Here is a 17,214-nt window from a genome sequence, read left to right as displayed (position 1 = left end):
CCGCTTCAGCTGCTCGATCTCGGCCAGCAGCGCCGCGATCACCGCGTCCCGCTCGGCTAACGCGGCCAGCAACTCCTCACGGCTGAGGCCATCGGGGTCACCAGTGGAGGACACCCTCTCAAACTACGAACACAGCCCCGCAACACCCCGACTCATCCGGAAACCGGCGCGTCTACCCCAAACCCGGCACGATCAACGACGGGCCTGAATGGATACCCATGACTGAGTCCACCTACCTGCATGCCACCCAAGTGGCCTACGACACCGTCGCTGCCGACTACGCCGAGCTCCTCCGGGACGAACTCGATACCAAGCCGCTTGATCGTGCCATGCTGGCGGCGTTCGCCGAATACGTGCAGGCGCCCGATGCCGGGGAGGTCGCCGACCTCGGCTGCGGACCCGGCCGCGTCACTGCCCATCTGCAGTCGCTCGGGGTGAACGCTTTCGGCATCGACTGTCGCCGGAGATGGTCGCGGTCGCACGCCGAAACCATCCGGATCTGCGGTTCGAAGAGGGATCGATGACCGCCTTGAAGCTGGCGGACGAGGCTGTTGGTGGTGCCGTCGCCTGGTACTCAACCGTCCACACCCCGCCAGAGGTGTTGCCGACGGTATTCGCCGAGATTCATCGGGTGCTGGCCCCGGGCGGTCATCTGCTGATTGCGTTCAAGGTCGGTGATCAGCGTCGCCACCTGGACCAAGGCTACGGCCACAAGCTGTCGCTCGATGTCTACTGGATGCCCCCTGAGCACATCGCCGAGCTACTGAGCAAAGCCGGACTTGTCCTGGACGCTCAGCTGATCCGCGAGCCTGATGAGAGCGAGAAGCCCCGCTCAGGCCGACAAGCCTTCTTCCTAGCCCACAAGCCCCACGAGTCCTAGCGGAAGATCCTGGGGGAAACCGGCCCAGCCAAACGTGCTCGCCGCGGTCTGGCGCCCACGCTGCAGCCCGCCGGCCCGCCGGGGGTCATCCTGTTGACCCCCGGTAGCCACCAGACACGGTGATCAGCGCTGTCATGGTGCTCGAACTCATCGACCGATGGCTTGGCAGATCACCGAGAACGTGGACTTCGACAGGCCGGGTGGCAAGGGTTCGGCGTGCTGTCAGTCGTCGATGGTGGAGGGCGGCGTTCCCAGTGCATCCAATGCAGGCCAGAAGTCGTCGGGAATTGCGGTCAGGCGCAGCTCCTCGAGTTGCGCGATCCGTTCTGGCCGGCTCACGCCGACCACGGTGGAGTGGATCAGCGGGCAGCGCAGCGAGAAGTGCAACGCCACGGCGGCCAGGTCGATCGACCACGCATGGCACAGCTTGCGAGCGCGATCGACCCAGGCCAAGAGCTCTGGCGACGCCTCGCGGTAGGCGTAGCGGGTGCCGCGGCCGGCAAGGAGTCCGCCTCCGAACGGGGCGGCGTTGAAGATGCCCATGCCGCGTGCTGCCGCCTCGGCCATCAACTCTTCGGCGCGCCGGTCGATCAGGGTGTAGCGGTTGTGGGTGAGCAGGACGTCGAACGCGCCACTTGTCACGTACCGGGTCATCAGCTGGATTTCGCCGGCGGCGATGCCGATGGCGCCGACCAGCCGTTGCTCGCGAAGCTCGATCATGCCCTGCACCGCGCCGCCGGGGGCGAAGGCCTCCTCGACGGTGATCGTGTAGGGGTCGTGCAGGTGCAGCAGGGGCAACGTTTCCAGGCCTAGCCGAGCCGTGGTCTCCTCGAAGGACCGCCAGACGCGATCCCGGTCGAAGCGTCCGGTCTCGCGATCGGCGTCGGTCTTGGAGACGATGTTGTGCCCCGCCGGCAGCCCGTACGCCGCGATGGCCTGTCCGAGGGCGGCCTCGCTGCGGCCTTGGGCGTAATTGTTCGAGGTGTCGATGACCGCGTACGGAGCCGAGAGCAGGATCCGCGCCAGGTCCACCGACTCCGGCGCAGGGGAGCCATCGGGCTGGGCCGGGTTGCCGAGCGTCCCGGCGCCCAGGCTGATCGCGCTCACAGGAAGTCCGGTACCGCCGAGCGGACGCACGTGGTCGTCGTCAGAGAAGGTCATGTGCTCCATCTTTGCTACTTCAGCCCCGTGGTGACGATCCCCTTGGCGAGGAAGCGCTGACCAACGCGGAACAAGATGAAGTGATTCCCCTTCTGTTCGGCTCATTCAGCCCGGCAGGGATGCGGCGCATGGCTCGATGGGGATGGGGTACATCGCCGGTGCGATGCCGGCATAGCCTCGCTGTCGCCTGCCTCGGCGACTCCACGGGCAGGCTCCTCCTCCACGACATCGCCGCCGTCCTGGACGATTGCGCGCGCGGCGCCGCCACCGGCGACCACCTCAGCAGCACGATCAGGTCATGGGGGGAGAGAAGATGAGCCGTACACGCACACATACACGTACCGGAAAGACGATCGCATTCCTGACCACGCTGACCGTGGCGGTCGCGACGCAGCCGACCACGGCCCAGGCGAGCGGACCGCTGCCCTGTCCGCCATCGGGCACGACCAAACCGACGATCGTCCTGGTCCACGGAGCATGGGCCGACACCTCGAGCTGGAACGGAGTGGTGGACGCCTTGCGCCGGGCCGGTTACACCGCGCGCGCCATCGGGAACCCGCTGCGTAACCTCGACGACGACGCCGCCACCGTCGCGGACTTCCTGAAGACCGTCTCCGGCCCGGTCGTCCTGGTGGGGCACTCCTACGGCGGCTCGGTCATCACGAACGCCGCCGCGAACGCCCCGAACGTCAAGGCTCTGGTGTACGTCGACGCGGCAGTACCAGACACGGGAGAGACCACCGCCCAGCTCAGCGGATCCGGCTCCGCGCTCAACGGTGACCCGGACTCCCTGTACGACAAGGCGTCCTACTCGAACGCGCCCCAGGGGGCGAGCGACCTGTACCTCAAGCAGGACGTCTTCGTCGGCTCGTTCGCCTCGGACCTGCCGCGGGACACCGCCGTACGCCTGTGGGCCTCGCAGCGGGCCGCCTCGACCAGCGCGTTCCAGACCCCGTCACGGGGCGCGGCGTGGAAGAAGATCCCGTCCTGGTACTTCGTCAGCACCGGCGACCGGATCATCACGCCGGCGTCACAGCTGTCCATGGCACAGCGGGCCCGCTCGAAGGTCACCAAGTTCGCGGGCGGGTCGCACCTGACCCTGGTCTCGCACCCGGACGCGGTCACGTCCGTGATCGGATCGGCGATCTGCTCCGTACAGGGGGATTAAGCGATCTGGCGTCAGCGCCGCACCGGCCCGCGCGTGGTCGGCTGCTTGCCGGGCTCCACCTGCCCGTAGAGCAGCGCGTAAAAGGCAGGGTGGTCCAGCCCGAAACATACGTGCCGATCCCGGCCCTGACGAATGTCGTCCACGGGGTCGCCCGGGGGTGCGGCGGCTGGACGTACTGGGTGAACCCGTGGTTGATCACCGCGTCGATCAGGCCCTGCTTGCTGCCGAAATGGTGATACAGCGTGGGCGCCTGAACTCCGGCGCGCTCCCACAGGGCCCGGGTCGGCCGACGACATCACCCGCAAAGGAGACCTGTTGAACCCCGCCATTCCGGATGTCGGCGCCCAGTGCTTCGAGGCGAGCGCCCGTCGCGACGCGGAGCGGATGCTCGGCAGCCCGGTGGAAATGACCGAGCATGAAGGCAACGACGATCTCCGCGGACCAAGGAGTGACCGTCGTTCGGGGTACCGGCGTTACCTCCTTCACTCCCGCCACCTTGCTTACCCTGGGGTTATGGGCCAGATCGACCACCGCGCCGAGGTCCGCGAGTTTCTCAGCTCGCGGCGGGCGCGCATCACGCCGGAGCAGGCAGGACTACCCGCCTACGGCGGCAACCGTCGCGTCAAGGGACTGCGACGGGAGGAGGTCGCGATGCTCGCCGGCGTCTCCATCGACTACTACGTCCGCATGGAGCGGGGGAACCTCTCCGGTGCCTCCGACAGCGTGCTGGACGCCCTGGCCCGCGCCCTGCGGCTGGACGAGGCCGAGCGTGACCACCTGTTTGCCCTGGCCCGGACCGCCGGCTCGGGGCCACGCCGCCGCACGCCGCCGACCAGTGTGCGGCCCGCGATCCAGCAGGTGCTCGACGCCATCACCGACGCACCGGCCTGGGTGCGCAACGGCCGCCATGACATCCTCGCCATGAACCGCCTCGCCCGCGCTCTCTACTCCCCTGTCCTCGCCGACCCCCGCCGCCCGGCGAACACCGCCCGGTTCCTCTACCTCGACCCGGCCGCGCGCGAGTTCTTCGTCGACTGGGACCGGGTCGCCAACGACGCCGCCGCCATGCTCCGACTCGAAGCGGGCCGTAACCCGCACGACCGGGCGCTGATCGAGCTGGTCGGTGAGCTCTCGACGCAGAGCGAGGTCTTCCGGCAGCGCTGGGCCTCCCAGGACGTGCAGTTCCACCGCAGCGGCCAGAAACGGCTGCGCCACCCGGTTGTCGGCCAGCTCGACCTGAACTTCGAATCGATGGAACTGCCCTCCGAGCCCGGCCTGACCCTGAACGTCTACACCGCCGCCGCCGACAGCCCCGCCGCCGACGCACTCAAGATGCTGGCCAGCTGGGCAGCCACGCAGGACCTCGCCGAGGCGCAGCAGGCGGCCGCCCCAGACCAGGCCTGACCCGCACAACAGTCCGTAAACCCCGCTGGGGGGTTCTGCCATTACCTGTAACAACAGGCCCTGCCGCGTAGCCGAGAACGCGCGTTTGATGGAGGTGACCAGGGAAAACCTCGGCTCGACCAGGAGTCTCGGGTCGGGTGGTCACGCAGGCCGGTGCCGACGTGTCCTGGCCTGAGGCCGGCTGACGTGGTGGTAGCGCCGTTCGTGTGGCGCCCGACGCCACCTGCGATTTCTGCTGCCAAACCGTTGCGACGGCATTGCCGCTTTGCCGGTAACGGACCTGGACCAGGCCTGCCGGTCGCACCGCGCTGAAGGTCATCATCCAGCCCTGAACCGAAGGAGACGTCCACGATGGACACCTGGACCAGCGACGAACTCACCGCGATCGGCGACGCCGAAGAACTGGACCTCGCCTCTCGCCGCGACGACGGCACGCTGCGCCGGCCCGTGACGATGTGGGTCGTCCGCGTCGGCGACGACCTGTACGTCCGTTCCATGAACGGCCGCTCCGGCGCCTGGTACCGCGGCACCCAGACCCGCCACCGAGGCCGCATCTCGGCCGGCGGCATGGAGGCGGACGTCACCTTCGCCGACGCCGATCCCGTCGACTCGGCCGTCCACGATCAGATCGACGAGGTCTACCGCACCAAGTACCGCCGCTACGGCGCCGACATCATCGGCGGCGTCGTCAATCCCGAGTCGCGAGCAGCGACGATCAAACTCGTTCCGGAAAGGTGACCATGAAACACACCACGCTGAGAGATCTGGACGTCTCCCGCATCGGCCTCGGCACGATGGGCATGTCGTTCGGCTACACCGGCGCGGGCACCGACGACGCCGAGTCGATCCGCACCATCCACCGGGCGCTGGAGCTGGGCGTCGCTTTCCTCGACACCGCCGAGATCTACGGCCCGTACGTCAACGAGGAGCTGGTCGGCAGGGCGCTGAAAGGCCGCAGGGACGAGGTCGTGCTGGCGACGAAGTTCGGCTTCGTCTCGCACTCGGGCGGGGGCCCGGGCCGGCTCGACAGCAGCCCGGCCAACATCCGCACCGCCGTCGAGGGCTCGCTCAAGCGGCTCGGCACCGACCACATCGACCTGTACTACCAGCACCGGGTCGACCCGAACACGCCGATCGAGGAGACCGTCGGCGCCCTGGCCGAGCTGGTACAGCAGGGCAAGGTCCGCCACATCGGCCTGTCGGAGGCCGGGCCGGAGACGATCCGCCGCGCCCACGCCGTTCACCCGGTCACCGCCGTGCAGTCGGAGTACTCGCTGTGGACGCGCGATGTAGAGGAGCGGGTGCTGCCGGCGCTGCGCGAGCTGGGCATCGGCTTCGTGCCGTACTCGCCGCTGGGTCACGGCTTCCTCACCGGCACGATCCGCTCTCCCGAGCAGTTCGACGACACCGACTGGCGCAAGACCAACCCGCGCTTCACTGGCGAGAACTTCCAGCGCAACCTGGCCCTCGCCGACGAGGTGCAGGCCATCGCCGCCGAGGCGGGCGTCACCCCGGCGCAGGTCGCGTTGGCCTGGCTGCTGACCAAGGGCGAGCACATCGCCCCGATCCCCGGCACCAAGCGAGTCGCCCGCGTGGAGGAGAACACCGGCGCCGACGGTATCGAGCTGACCGCCGAGCAGATCGCGAAGCTCAACAACCTGCCCTCGGCCGCCGGCGAGCACCACAACGAGGAGCAGATGCAAATGATCGAGCGCTGACCTCCGCCTCCCCTCTACCACCGCACCGAAAGGAGTCCACGTATGGAAGTCCTGAAGAAACGGCCTACCAGCAAGGGCCCGGCCGAATGGTTCACCGGTGACGTCTGGTTCGACGTCGTCCATGCCGGCACCGAGCCCTCGCGGATACGGGTCAACATCGTGCGCTTCGCGCCCTGCTCCCGTACCGCCTGGCACCGCCACGCCACCGGGCAGACCCTCCACGTCACCGAGGGCATCGGCCTGGTGCAGTCCCGCGGCGGCCAGATCATCGTGATGCGCCCCGGCGACACCGTCTACACCCCGCCCGGCGAGTGGCACTGGCACGGCGCCGCCCCCGACCACTTCATGGCCCACCTGGCCATGTGGGAGGGCACTGGCAAGGCGGACGTACCCGAAACCGAATGGGGCGAGCAGGTCACCGGCGAGGAGTACCACGCCCATTCCGCCATCGGCTGACACCGCAGGGTCAGCAGGCTCGGCGCCGTCGCCTCGCCCCGCCCGTGCTGCTGCTCCCGACCAGGTCCTGCTGCGGTTCATGGCGGTCCAGAAGCTCGTGGCGGCAGGTATCCCCACGATGGATTTTCGCGAACGAGGCGCAGGATGTTCTGCGCCTCATACAGGCCGGGCAGTGGATCAAGCCCGCCTTCGGACCGCAACAGCATGATGGCTTCGATCAGCCCTCCCCTCTCAAACACGCTCTCAGTCCTCGGGGCTGAATTTCACCGTCCCGCATGGGTTTCCCTTAATGATGGCAAGAGCTCGCACACGCCATATGAAGCCCGCTAGGGCCATGACCTGGACGGATGTGTTTATCGGCAGGCGCAATCTGCAAACACCATGCTGATTTCGCGCGCGTGTGCAGGTTTGTTGCAGCTTTCGCCTTCACCATTGACACGTTTTGACAGCCGCCTCTATGGTCCGAGTGAATGGTAAGCGCTTTCCGGTCGTGTCAGCAGAGAAGAGCTTTTCGGCGTACGGCTCTCGACGTCCCCATTTGCCGTGATGGCAGCACGCCGCACCACTTCGCCGTTTCCGCGCCGCACCGCTTGGAAACGTGTGCCTCTACCCGTCCAAGAGAGGTCCAATTTGGACAGACCTAACTTTCGCGCGCCCGCCACCCTGCCTGTTGTTCGAGTACGCGCACGTTTACGCCAACCACGCGGCAGCCGACGACTGATCGTCACCCAGGGCTTCGGTGACTCCTGCCTCACCTGGGCGTCCAGCATTTCTATGGCATAGCCGCCATCGCCAGGGCAAAACTCCAGCGGCAGCACCATGGTCGACCGGCTGCGTGCCGACGGCAGCGTCGCGCCGCCGCCATATGGCCACAAACGCCGGTTCAACCTCTGCCATCCCGCCGGCGGCCGGAGCCCGCGCCCAGCGGTGACGTGATCCCGTTAACAAGCCCGATGCCGCGGGCGGCCTGCAGCACGCCCGCAGCATCGACCGCACAGAAGAACGCCCCTAGAAGAACGCACCTAGAAGAACGCACCCAGCACTCGAAGACGAAGGTGAGACGAGGATGAGACGAGCAGCCGCATTACGACTCCAGGCGGCGCTGGCCACGGCGGCCATTGCAGCCGCGATCGGTGTGGCCTTGCCGGTAATCCAGGCGTCAGCAGCGTCCGGCAGCGCCACCGGCTACGCGACCGGCAACGGTGGGACCACCGGCGGCGCGGGCGGGCAGACGGTGAGGGCCACCACGGGGACTGCGATCCATGCGGCCCTGTGCAGTCGGGCCAGCAGCAGCGCCCCGATCACCATCCAGGTTGAGGGCACCATCAACCACGGCAACACCAGCAAGGTGTCGGGCGCAAGCTGCAACACCGCCGACGGCGTGATCGAACTCAAGCAGATCAGCAACGTCACGATCATCGGGGTCGGCAACGGGGCGGTCTTCGACCAGCTGGGCATCCACATCCGCGAAGCCAGCAACATCATCATCCAGAACGTGACCGTCCGGAACGTCAAGAAATCGGGCTCGCCCACGTCCAACGGTGGTGACGCCATCTCCATGGAGAGCAGCGTCCGCAACGTCTGGGTCGATCACGTCACCCTGGAGGCCTCGGGTGGGGAGTCGGAGGGGTTCGACGGCCTCTTCGACATGAAGGACAACACCCAGTACGTCACGCTTTCCTACAGTATTCTGCGCAACTCCGGCCGCGGCGGGCTCATCGGGTCCAGTGAGAGCGACCTCTCGAACGGCTTCATCACGTTCCACCACAACCTGTACGAGAACATCGACTCCCGCACGCCCCTGCTGCGTGGCGGCATAGCTCACATCTACAACAACTCCTACGTGAACCTCCACGAGTCCGGCATCAACTCCCGGGCCGGGGCTCGCGCCAAGGTGGAGAACAACTACTTCAAGGACTCCAAGGACGTCCTGGGCACCTTCTACACCAGCGAGCTCGGCTACTGGCAGGTCGGCGGCAACATCTTCGACAACGTGACCTGGTCCAGCCCCGGCAGCGAGAACTACCCCGCCGGCCCCAACCCACAGTCCAACACCACTGTCAGTGTCCCGTACTCCTACAGCCTCGACGGGGCCGGCTGCGTGCCGGACATCGTCCGCCAGACGGCAGGCGCCAACAAGGGTCTGCAGGTGTCGAACGGCAGCTGCTCGCCACAGACACCGACAGCGACACCAACCAGCCCTACACCGTCGACCAGCCCCACACCGTCGACCAGCCCCACACCGTCGACCAGCCCTACACCCAGCGGGACCAACCTCAGCATCGGAGCCGGCTCCGATGGCTCCAGCAAGGCCGACGGGACGAGCTACGGCAACGTGCGGGACGGCAACATGAGCACCTACTGGTCGCCGACCGGCTCGACCGGTGACATCTCGATCAAGTGGGGTTCCGCCACGACGGTGTCCAGGATCATCATCCGTGAGGCGTCAGGCTCCGCAGGCACCATCGGGTCCTGGCAGGTCATCAATGGCGGCACGGGCGCCGTCCTGAAATCCGGCAGCGGGGCAGGCGCCATCACCTTTGCCCCGACCTCGCTGAGCAAGATCACCTTCAGGATCACCAGCTCGACCGGCACGCCGAAGGTCGCCGAGTACGAAACCTACGCCGGGTAGCAGACCGGTCCCGCCGCCCCGCAGCTCATCAGCCGGAACAGGGGCGGGGGCCGTCAGACTGACGGCCCCCGCCCCTCGGCCGTCGCCCTCGCCACGCAGGATGACGCGGTAGGCGGCGCGCTGCGCGGCCGAGGTGAACCTGCGCGCCCGCTCGATCGTGTCTGCCACCGTCACCACCGCACGGGCTCCTGCTCCGGGCCGTCGACGTGGCAACCGACCCAACAACCGGCTGTCGAACAAGGCATCTACAAGTCATACCCAAGCCGCGGCTGTCAGGCTTCCCGAGCCGCATTGCACGGCCGGAAATCCGCCGGTTCAGTGCAGAAATCGTCAAACAGGGGGGCCGAGCTGCCATGACCTTGATCCGTGAAACTCCATCCCGGCAGGAACCCATTGCCGTGGTCGGGATGGCCTGTCGATTGCCGGGGGCCGATTCGCCGGAGGAGCTGTGGGACCTGCTGTGCCGCGGCGCCAACGTGATATCCGAGATCCCCTCGGACCGGTTCCCGGTGGATGAGTTCTACGACCCGGTTCCCGGCACGCCGGGGAAGCTGTCGTCCCGGTACGGGGGCTTCGTCCCGGGCATCGGCGAGTTCGACGCGGGGTTCTTCGGCATCTCGCCGCGTGAGGCCGCGCGGATGGATCCGCAGCAGCGCATGGCGATGGAGGTGGCCTGGGAGGCCTTCGAGGATGCCGGTCTCACGCTGGAGCAGATGCCCGGCATGACCGGTGCGGTGTTCATGGGGGTCATCACCAGTGACTACTGGGATCTCCAGTCCGGTGCCGTGGAGGAGCTGGACGTCCACACGGTGGGTGGCAGCACCCGTGGCGGCAACGCGGGCCGCATTTCCTATGCCCTGAACCTGACCGGTCTGAGCGTGGCCCTGGATGCGGCGTGCTCTTCCTCCCTGGTCGCCATCGACCTGGCGGTGCAGTCGCTGCGCGCCGGGTCGTGCGACATCGCCTTCGCCGGCGGGGTGAACGCGATCCTCACGCCGGACCACGCCGTCGGATTCTCGCAGGGCTCGATGATGGCTCTCGACGGGCAGTGCAAGGCGTTCGACGCTCGCGCCGACGGCTACGTACGCAGTGAAGGCGCGGGGGTCGTGGTGCTGAAGACCCTCACCCGGGCGCTCGCGGACGGCGACCGGATCCATGCGGTGATCCGGGGCGTGGCCGCCAGCAACGACGGACACGGCGAGAGCTTCATGGCCCCGCAGATCCCCGGCCAGCGTGCGGGGCTGGAGACGGCGTACCGCAACGCCGGGGTGGACCCGGCGAGCGTCGCCTACGTGGAGGCGCACGGCACCGGAACGAGCGTGGGGGACCCCGTCGAGATCGCCGCGCTGGACGCGGTCCTCGGGCAGGGGAGGCCGGCGGGGCGCCCTCTGCTGGTGGGATCGGTGAAGACCAATCTCGGCCACACCGAGGGGGCGGCGGGCGTCACCGGTCTCATCAAGACCGTGCTATGCCTCAAGCACGGCTGGCTGCCCGCGAGCCTCAACTTCGAGACGCCCAACCCCGCCATCGCCTGGGACGCGATCGGGGTGCGGGTGTGCGACCGCGGCCAGGCGTGGCCGGAGCAGGACGGCCCTCGGCGCGCCGGGGTGAGCAGCTTCGGCATCGCCGGAACCAACGTTCACGTCGTGCTGGAGGAGGCGCCGCCGGCGCAGGCCGCTGAGGGGAACGCGGACCGGGCGGTGCTGCTGCCGCTGTCCGCGCGGTCGCCGAAGGCGCTCACCGCCCTCGCCGAGCGATACCGCGACCTGCTCGCCTCTCCGGGTACGACCCTGGAACGGGTGGGGGCGGCGGCAGGCGTACGGCGCAGCCATCATGATCTGCGGCTCGCGGTCGTCGCGGACACCCCGAGGGACGCCGCCGACAAGCTGGCCGCCTTTGCCGCCGGCGGCCACGCCGACGGAATGCACACCGGCGAGGCCGACGAGACGGGGCACCGGACCGCATGGGTGTTCCCCGGCCAGGGGGCGCAGTGGATCGGCATGGGCCGCGATCTGCTCGACACCGAGCCTGTCTTCGCCGCGGCCATCGCCGACTGCGACCGCGCCATGTGGCCGTACGCCGACTGGTCCCTGATCGCCGAACTCACCGCCGACCGGCAGACGTCGCGGCTCGACGAGATCGACGTGGTCCAGCCGGCGATCTTCGCGGTGCAGGTGGCGCTCGCTCGCCTGTGGCGCTCGTGGGGGTTCGAGCCCGACGTGGTGATCGGGCACTCCATGGGCGAGGTCGCCGCCGCTCACGTGGCCGGGGCGCTCGACCTCGACGACGCGGCGCGGATCATCTGCGGCCGCAGCCGGCTGATCCGCACCACCAGCGGCCGCGGCGCCATGGCCGCCGTCGAACTGTCGGCCGAGCGTGCGGCGGAGCTCGTGGCAGGGTACGGCGGGCGGGTGAGCGTGGCGGTGAGCAACGCGCCCACCTCGACCGTCCTCGCGGGAGACCCGGAGACGATCGACGTCATCCTCCGCGACCTCGAAGCCCAGGGTGTCTTCGGCCGCCGGGTGCAGGTGGACATCGCCTCGCACAGCCCGCAGATGGATCCGCTGCGCGAGCCGTTGCTGGAGCTCATGGCGCCGCTGCGCCCGCAGACCGGGACGGTGCCGATGTTCTCGACGGTCGCCGCCCGGTTCCTGAGCGGGCCAGAGATGAACGCGGCGTACTGGGTGGACAACCTTCGTGAGCCGGTGCTGTTCGCCGATGCCGTGCAGCAGCTCGCCGAGGCCGGCTTCGACACCTTCGTCGAGTTCAGCCCCAACCCCCTGCTCGCCCGCGCGGTGCAGCAGAACCTGCGCCACGTCGACAAGGACGGGGTTGCCGTCACCGTACTCGCCCGCGACGTGCCCGGCCGTGCGGCCCTGCTCGAGGCAGTCGCCGGGTTGTACGTCACCGGCCGTCGCGTGGACTTCGGGCGGATCCAGCCGTACGGCCCACACGACGTCAGCCTGCCCTCCTACCCCTGGCAGCACGAGCGGTACTGGAAGACCCCCGGTGCGGCTACGGCGAAACGGGGCGGTTCGGGGCATCCGATCATGGGGGAGGCCCTCCGGCTAGCGCCGGGCGACCAGCTCGTGTGGGACTTCGACCTCGGCCTCGACCGGCTGCCGTATCTCGCCGACCACCGGGTGCACCAGATGCCGCTGCTCCCCGGGGCGGCCTACCACGAGCTCGCGCTGGCATCCGGCCTGGCGGCCTACGGGGAACAGCCCTTCCAGGTGGAAGACCTGCAGATCGGGCGCGCCCTGTTCCTGACCGCCGAGACCGCCCAGCGCGTCCAGGTCCGCCTGGACGCCGCCACCGGAGACGACGAAAGCCGCCGCCTGACCGTTTTCGCCGCCGACGCGGCCTCCTCGGGCGGCGAGACCTCGGGGTGGACCGAGATCGCCACGGCGCTGCTGCGCCCGTGCCCCACCCACGCGATCGCTGTACCCGACCTCGCCTCCTGCCCCGAACGGGTGGACGTGGCCGCGCACTATGCCGCCTCTCGGCGTCGTGGCATCGAGCAGTTCGGGTCCTTCCAAGGCGTGGCGGCGCTCCATCGGTCGGACGCGGCCGTTGTCGCCGAGCTCGCCGTACACGACAGCATCAGCACCGGGCTCGGGCGCTACCTGCTCCACCCGGCGCTGCTGGACTCGGCTCTCCAGCCGCTCATGACCCTGCTCGACACCGCCGGCGTCGCCGAGGACACGTACCTGCCGGTGCGGACCGGCAGCTGCCGCCTTTACGGGCGGCCGGAGGCGGGAAAGCAGCTGCGGTCCCATGCGGTACGCACTTCGCCGCCTCAGGAGAAGGACCTGGTCGAAGGCGATGTCGTCATCACCGACGACACCGGCCGGCTGATCGCCGCGATCACCGGCTTCCAGCTCCGGCGCCTGGCGTCCGACCTGCCGGAGGTCGTCGAGCAGCGAGCGCGGAAACTGCTGTACGGCATCGAGTGGACGGCCCTCGAGCCGCTCCCCGATCCCGCACCCGAGGCGGCGCGCTGGCTGGTGGTGGCCGACTCGCCGCTGGGTGCCGAGGTGTGCGCCCAACTCGGTGGCGAGGCCCTGCTCGTCCAGCCAGGTGACGCCTACCGCAGAGTCGGCCCCGGCCGGTGCATGCTGGATCCGTCCTCCGAAGACGACTGGAAGAGGCTCATCAAAGACCAGTCCGCGAACGGGACCTGGCCTCCCAAGGCGGTGGTACACATGCCGAGAGCGGGAGCGCGGACGCTCGAGGGCTGCTTCGATGTGCTGGCTCTGGTGAAGGCCCTGGCCGACAGCGACCAGAGCGCTCCTCGTCTCTGGCTGGTCACCACGGCTGCCCAGGCTCCGCTCGGAACCGGTGATGTCGACCCCGAGCAGACGGCCCTGTGGGGGCTCGGCCGGGTGATCCCCTACGAGCACCCCGAGCTGCGGTGTTCCATGATCGACCTCCCGGCCGGCCCCGATGCCGCCACGCTCGGCGCACTGCGCGCCGAGATCACGGCAGACGGGACCGAGACCGAGATCGCGGTGCGCGCCGGCCGCCGATACGCCGCCCGGCTGCGAGGCCGGCAGCTGCCGTCCGAGCGGCCGATCCCCGTCCACCCCGACGCCTCCTACCTGGTCGCCGGCGGCTTCGGCGGTGTGGGGCTGCTCACCGCGGAATGGCTCGTCCAGCACGGCGCCCGCCATCTCGTTCTCGTCGGGCGGAGCGGCCCGGCACCCGAGGCCGCGGACCGGATCGCGGCGCTGACGGCCGGCGGCGTGGAGATCCACATCGCCAAGGCGGACATCACCTCCCGGGACCAGCTGACCGATCTCCTGGACGAGATCGCCCGGCGCATGCCGCCGCTCCGCGGTGTCGTCAACTCCGCCGTCGTCCTCGACGACGGGACGCTGGCCCAGCTCGATCGCGCCCGTTTCGCCGCCCCGATGCCCCCGAAGGTCGACGGGTCGTGGAATCTGCACGAGCTCACCCGGCATCTCCCGCTCGACTTCTTCCTCCTCTACTCCTCGGCGGCCTCCCTCATCGGCTCACCCGGGCAGGGCAACTACTCCGCCGCCAACGCCTACCAGGACGGGCTGGCCTGGCACCGGCGGGCGTGCGGGCTGCCCGCCGTCAGCCTCAACTGGGGGCAGTGGGCAGGCACGGGACAGGTGGCCAAAGCGAGCAAGGACCTCCGCCTGGACGAGCGCGGCTTCGCCGGGTTCGCTCCTTCCGACGCCCTGACGACCCTCGGGCGCCTGCTCGCCGACCCGCCCGTCCAGGCAGGGGTCATGTCGTTCGAGCCCGGTACGTGGACGCACTTCTTCCCCGCCCTGCGAGCGTCCTCTCTCTTCCAGGGCCTGCTCGAGGAGGGCTCCGCACCGCAGCCGGTCGAACCGGAGCTGACGCGGAGCCTGCTGGCCGAGCAGGATGCCGAGACGGCCGAACGGCTCCTCACCGCATACCTGTGCACGCAGGTCGCCGCCATCGTCCAACTTCCCCGGGAGAAGGTCGACGCGTCGCAACGCCTGCACCGTCTGGGGGTCGACTCCCTCATGGCCGTCCAGCTGCGCAACCGGATCGCGGTCGACCTCGAGATCAACCTGCCGGTCGCGGTCTTCCTGCAACGCCGCGCGATCGGGGACCTCGCAGTCCTGGCCCTCCAGCACACCGATATTCGTTGAACGTGGATACGGCCGGCGTCTGAGGCGCCGGCCGTATGGGTTCCGGCGATGGGTCGGCTTGGTCAGCGCTCCGACGTGGTTTCCCGTACCCAGGGCAATGCCAGTCGCTCGACAAGCACAAGGGCGGAGTAGAGCGCGACGCTCATCGTTGCCAACAAGGTGATCGCCGCCCAGGCGGTGGCGCTGTCGGCGATTCCGCTGTACTGGACGATCTGGTAGCCGAGCCCACCCTCGCCGGCCTGGAACTCGCCGATCACAGCGCCGATTGCGGCCAGCGGCATGGCGACCTTCAGCCCGACGAAGATGTGCGGCAGTGCGGCCGGTAGCCGTACTTTGCGGAAGGTCTGCCAGCGCGAGGCGTCCAGGGATCGGGCCAGTTCGGCGAGTTCGGCGGGCGTCGTGGTCAGGCCGGTCGTGGTGGAGAGCACGATCGGGAAGAAAGAGAGCAGGAACACCATGGTCAGGATCGGCCGCTGCCCCCAGCCGAGTGAGACGACCAGCAGCGGCCCGAGCGCGATCTTCGGCACCGCGTTGATCGCCACCAGCAGGGGCGAGAACATCCGCTCGGCCGCCCGCGAGGCGGCCAGGAGCAGCCCGATCAGCACTCCGGCGACCACGGAGATCAGGAAGCCGGCCACCGTCTCCAGCGTTGTCGTGGTCAGTCCGCCGAGCAGTTCCGCTGACTTCACCTGGAAAGCGGTCAGGACCTCGGCGGGTGGTGGCAGCACCGCCGGATGGACGAGGGGGAACGCCGAGGTGACCACCCACCAGCCGCCGATCGCGACCGCGAGCCCGAGAGCGGGCCACCCCACCGCCGGGACTGTCGCGCGCCCGTTGGGGACGACACGTCGCGGGGGTCGGGGGTCGCCCGCCTCGGTCATGTCACATGCTCCTCGTCCGGTCAGGGCTTCGGTGTCAGGTCTGCGCTGATGAGCTGGTCGGGGGTCAGCCCAGCCGGCATGGCGTCGGCGTCCTGGAGGAGTTTGATGCTGCCGGCGACCCGCTTCGGATCGATCGTGCCGACCACGTCCCCGGAGCCTTCCGGCCGGACGAAAGCACTCATCAGGGTGCATTCGGCGGTGGCGGGGGCGGCCGCCGATGCTGGGACGTTTTTCTGGAGGATTCGGCCAGTCTCGTCCGGGTTGTCGATGCTGTGGACGAGCCCCTTCATCAGGGCCGCGATGAAACGCTTGGCCAGGTCCGGCTGCTCCTGGGCAATCTTGGTCGTGGTGACCAATACGTTGCCGTAGAGATCGCTCATCACATCGCTGTAGGGAAGCACGACCGCCTGCTTGCCCTTGGCCACCGACTCCACCGTCGGCTCGCCCACCACGAACTGACCGATGCCCGCCACGGTGCCGCTTGCCAGCAGGCCGATGAGGTTCGCGGGTGCGCCGTTGACCCAGGTGACCTTCGTCGAATCGATGCCCGCCAGCTTGGCGTAGGTGGGGAAGAGGTTGCGCACCACCGAACCCGGGCTGTCGGCGAGTGTCTTGCCCTCCAGGTCCTTCGGCGTGGCGATCCCATTGCCTTCGAGGCTGATGAGCGCGGCCATGGTGCGCTGCTGAATCCCGGCCACCACGACGACGCTCTTGGCTCCGCCGTTGCCGCGTGCCAGCAGGAGGCCCGTGAGGTCGACCGGGGCGAACATCGCCGCTCCGGCCTCGATCTTCGAAATGTTGTCGCCCGTACCGCTCCCGGGCTTGATGTCCACGTCAAGGCCGACCTCACGGAAGAAGCCCTTGTCCTTCGCGACCCAGGCGTACGCGTCTCGCCCGAAGTTGCCGAACGAGGTCAGATAAGTCACCTTTTCTAGTGGTTTAATGCTAGGAGCCAATGTCTGCGGTTGATTGTCAGAATTGCTGCAACCAACGATGAACGTGCAGGTCAAGGCGAGAGTGGCGACAGTACGGGTGAGCCTGCTCATGCACCGTTTCCTTTCATCCAGCGCCGACCGGCCCGCAAGGGGACGTTCGGGGTCGGAGCCGGGAGATCGTGGGGGAGGTGATGTCGCGGGGGCGGCTGTCGCGGACAGCGTACGAGGTGCCTGAGTCCTCAGATGGAATCGCGTTGAATAATACAACAAATGGTATCTAGCCCCACAAGACTTCCATTTCTTGTCAATCCGTATACTCTGGTTCGAC

13 protein-coding genes are annotated in these 17,214 nt (G+C 68.5%); 9 read left to right on the top strand and 4 right to left on the bottom strand.

Annotation, left to right across the window (positions count from 1 at the left end; translation table 11 throughout):
• The first annotated feature begins 218 nt into the window (after window positions 1-218).
• Together ACTWPT_RS40625 and ACTWPT_RS40620 are read left to right on the top strand one after the other, a co-directional pair.
• Window positions 219-524, top strand: coding sequence for a hypothetical protein (locus tag ACTWPT_RS40625; RefSeq protein WP_443182854.1), 306 nt, complete (start codon window positions 219-221; stop codon window positions 522-524).
• Window positions 467-880: a class I SAM-dependent methyltransferase gene (locus tag ACTWPT_RS40620; RefSeq protein ID WP_443182853.1), complete on the top strand. Its 414-nt coding sequence runs from the start codon at window positions 467-469 to the stop codon at window positions 878-880. The genes ACTWPT_RS40625 and ACTWPT_RS40620 overlap by 58 nt, the downstream gene beginning before the upstream one ends.
• Window positions 881-1,102: 222 nt before the next feature.
• Here the strand turns inward: ACTWPT_RS40620 and ACTWPT_RS40615 are convergent, their stop codons facing one another.
• Window positions 1,103-2,041: an aldo/keto reductase gene (locus ACTWPT_RS40615; RefSeq protein ID WP_443182852.1), complete on the bottom strand. Its 939-nt coding sequence runs from the start codon at window positions 2,039-2,041 to the stop codon at window positions 1,103-1,105.
• Between the two features lie 313 nt (window positions 2,042-2,354).
• Here ACTWPT_RS40615 and ACTWPT_RS40610 point away from each other — a divergent pair, with 313 nt between their 5' ends.
• Window positions 2,355-3,209, top strand: a complete 855-nt coding sequence (locus ACTWPT_RS40610) for an alpha/beta fold hydrolase (protein ID WP_443182851.1) — start codon at window positions 2,355-2,357, stop codon at window positions 3,207-3,209.
• An 11-nt stretch (window positions 3,210-3,220) separates the two neighbouring features.
• On the opposite strand, the gene ACTWPT_RS40605 is transcribed toward ACTWPT_RS40610, so the two are convergent.
• Window positions 3,221-3,352: a hypothetical protein gene (locus ACTWPT_RS40605; RefSeq protein ID WP_443182850.1), complete on the bottom strand. Its 132-nt coding sequence runs from the start codon at window positions 3,350-3,352 to the stop codon at window positions 3,221-3,223.
• A 379-nt stretch (window positions 3,353-3,731) separates the two neighbouring features.
• On the opposite strand from ACTWPT_RS40605, the gene ACTWPT_RS40600 reads away from it, so the two are divergent.
• The 6 genes from ACTWPT_RS40600 (at window position 3,732) to ACTWPT_RS40575 (ending at window position 15,070) form a co-directional block, all read left to right on the top strand.
• Window positions 3,732-4,613 (top strand): helix-turn-helix transcriptional regulator, encoded by an 882-nt coding sequence (locus ACTWPT_RS40600; protein WP_443182857.1) that lies wholly within the window; start codon window positions 3,732-3,734, stop codon window positions 4,611-4,613.
• 351 nt (window positions 4,614-4,964) lie between these two features.
• Entirely contained in the window at window positions 4,965-5,351 is a 387-nt protein-coding gene (locus ACTWPT_RS40595) for a DUF2255 family protein (protein WP_443182849.1), read from the top strand.
• Window positions 5,352-5,353: 2 nt separating this feature from the next.
• Window positions 5,354-6,331, top strand: coding sequence for an aldo/keto reductase (locus ACTWPT_RS40590; protein WP_443182848.1), 978 nt, complete (start codon window positions 5,354-5,356; stop codon window positions 6,329-6,331).
• 42 nt (window positions 6,332-6,373) lie between these two features.
• Window positions 6,374-6,787, top strand: coding sequence for a (R)-mandelonitrile lyase (locus ACTWPT_RS40585; protein WP_443182847.1), 414 nt, complete (start codon window positions 6,374-6,376; stop codon window positions 6,785-6,787).
• Window positions 6,788-7,853: 1,066 nt separating this feature from the next.
• Window positions 7,854-9,419, top strand: a complete 1,566-nt coding sequence (locus ACTWPT_RS40580; protein ID WP_443182846.1) for a pectate lyase family protein — start codon at window positions 7,854-7,856, stop codon at window positions 9,417-9,419.
• Between the two features lie 353 nt (window positions 9,420-9,772).
• Window positions 9,773-15,070 (top strand): type I polyketide synthase, encoded by a 5,298-nt coding sequence (locus tag ACTWPT_RS40575; protein WP_443182845.1) that lies wholly within the window; start codon window positions 9,773-9,775, stop codon window positions 15,068-15,070.
• A gap of 62 nt (window positions 15,071-15,132) precedes the next feature.
• Here ACTWPT_RS40575 and ACTWPT_RS40570 read toward each other — a convergent pair whose 3' ends face one another.
• Window positions 15,133-15,951 carry an ABC transporter permease gene (locus ACTWPT_RS40570; RefSeq protein WP_443182844.1) on the bottom strand — a complete coding sequence of 273 codons (819 nt, stop codon included), beginning with the start codon at window positions 15,949-15,951 and terminating at the stop codon, window positions 15,133-15,135.
• 20 nt (window positions 15,952-15,971) lie between these two features.
• Window positions 15,972-16,997, bottom strand: a complete 1,026-nt coding sequence (locus tag ACTWPT_RS40565) for an ABC transporter substrate-binding protein (RefSeq protein ID WP_443182843.1) — start codon at window positions 16,995-16,997, stop codon at window positions 15,972-15,974.
• Window positions 16,998-17,214: the final 217 nt, after the last annotated feature.

The organism is Nonomuraea sp. 3N208, assembly GCF_052245935.1.
Lineage (GTDB): Bacteria > Actinomycetota > Actinomycetes > Streptosporangiales > Streptosporangiaceae > Nonomuraea.
This window is presented reverse-complemented; position numbering and strand designations above follow the sequence as displayed.

Coding starts and splice junctions, on each gene's coding strand:
- ACTWPT_RS40625 (WP_443182854.1), top strand. CDS start 219: ATGACTGAGTCCACCTACCTGCATGCCACCCAAGTGGCCTACGACACC.
- ACTWPT_RS40620 (WP_443182853.1), top strand. CDS start 467: ATGGTCGCGGTCGCACGCCGAAACCATCCGGATCTGCGGTTCGAAGAG.
- ACTWPT_RS40615 (WP_443182852.1), bottom strand. CDS start 2,041: ATGACCTTCTCTGACGACGACCACGTGCGTCCGCTCGGCGGTACCGGA.
- ACTWPT_RS40610 (WP_443182851.1), top strand. CDS start 2,355: ATGAGCCGTACACGCACACATACACGTACCGGAAAGACGATCGCATTC.
- ACTWPT_RS40595 (WP_443182849.1), top strand. CDS start 4,965: ATGGACACCTGGACCAGCGACGAACTCACCGCGATCGGCGACGCCGAA.
- ACTWPT_RS40590 (WP_443182848.1), top strand. CDS start 5,354: ATGAAACACACCACGCTGAGAGATCTGGACGTCTCCCGCATCGGCCTC.
- ACTWPT_RS40585 (WP_443182847.1), top strand. CDS start 6,374: ATGGAAGTCCTGAAGAAACGGCCTACCAGCAAGGGCCCGGCCGAATGG.
- ACTWPT_RS40580 (WP_443182846.1), top strand. CDS start 7,854: ATGAGACGAGCAGCCGCATTACGACTCCAGGCGGCGCTGGCCACGGCG.
- ACTWPT_RS40575 (WP_443182845.1), top strand. CDS start 9,773: ATGACCTTGATCCGTGAAACTCCATCCCGGCAGGAACCCATTGCCGTG.
- ACTWPT_RS40570 (WP_443182844.1), bottom strand. CDS start 15,951: ATGACCGAGGCGGGCGACCCCCGACCCCCGCGACGTGTCGTCCCCAAC.
- ACTWPT_RS40565 (WP_443182843.1), bottom strand. CDS start 16,997: ATGAGCAGGCTCACCCGTACTGTCGCCACTCTCGCCTTGACCTGCACG.